This window comes from Alkanindiges illinoisensis DSM 15370 (assembly GCF_000619845.1).
Lineage (GTDB): Bacteria > Pseudomonadota > Gammaproteobacteria > Pseudomonadales > Moraxellaceae > Alkanindiges > Alkanindiges illinoisensis.
Genome location: NZ_JHUX01000002.1, coordinates 1 through 1,162, shown reverse-complemented (window position 1 = coordinate 1,162; position 1,162 = coordinate 1). Strand labels below are relative to the sequence as shown.

Annotated in this window: 1 rRNA gene; it reads right to left on the bottom strand. The window is 49.9% G+C overall.

Going from position 1 to position 1,162, the window contains the following annotated elements:
• A 16S ribosomal RNA gene (locus Q337_RS0100025) occupies positions 1–943 on the bottom strand; the annotation flags it as partial.
• Positions 944–1,162: the final 219 nt, after the last annotated feature.

Genomic DNA, 1,162 nt, shown 5'->3' with positions numbered 1-1,162 from the left:
CTCCACCGCTTGTGCGGGCCCCCGTCAATTCATTTGAGTTTTAGTCTTGCGACCGTACTCCCCAGGCGGTCAACTTATCGCGTTAGCTGCGCCACTAAAGGATCAAATCCCCCAACGGCTAGTTGACATCGTTTACGGCATGGACTACCAGGGTATCTAATCCTGTTTGCTCCCCATGCTTTCGCACCTCAGCGTCAGTATTAGGCCAGAAGGCTGCCTTCGCCATCGGTATTCCTCCAGATCTCTACGCATTTCACCGCTACACCTGGAATTCTACCTTCCTCTCCCATACTCTAGCTTGCCAGTATCGAATGCAATTCCCAGGTTGAGCCCGGGGATTTCACATCCGACTTAACAAACCGCCTACGCGCGCTTTACGCCCAGTAATTCCGATTAACGCTCGCACCCTCTGTATTACCGCGGCTGCTGGCACAGAGTTAGCCGGTGCTTATTCTGCGGGTAACGTCCACTAGCTGGTAATATTAGTACCAGTAGCCTCCTCCCCGCTTAAAGTGCTTTACAACCAAAAGGCCTTCTTCACACACGCGGCATGGCTGGATCAGGCTTGCGCCCATTGTCCAATATTCCCCACTGCTGCCTCCCGTAGGAGTCTGGACCGTGTCTCAGTTCCAGTGTGGCGGATCATCCTCTCAGACCCGCTACAGATCGTCGCCTTGGTAGGCCTTTACCCCACCAACTAGCTAATCTGACCTAGGCTCATCCATTAGTGCAAGGCTCAAAGAGTCCCCTGCTTTCCCCCGTAGGGCGTATGCGGTATTAGCGTGCGTTTCCACACGTTGTCCCCCGCTAATGGGCAGATTCCTAGGCATTACTCACCCGTTCGCCGCTAAAATAGTGTGCAAGCACACCATCTCCGCTCGACTTGCATGTGTTAAGCCTGCCGCCAGCGTTCAATCTGAGCCATGATCAAACTCTTCAGTTTAATATCAATTGTGCCTTTAATCTAAGACACCAAATCTGGCTCATTAATCGAATACTTGCTAAAAATTCGCTCAAATAAACTTCGAGAAATTCTCACCAGTTCAAATCAATGATAATTTATCATCGCCAAAAACCAGTAAAAATCCACACAAGTTGTTCTTTACAATCTTTTAATGAATCAGCCCTTAATCTCTTAAGGGCCACAACACCTCGTCAGTGT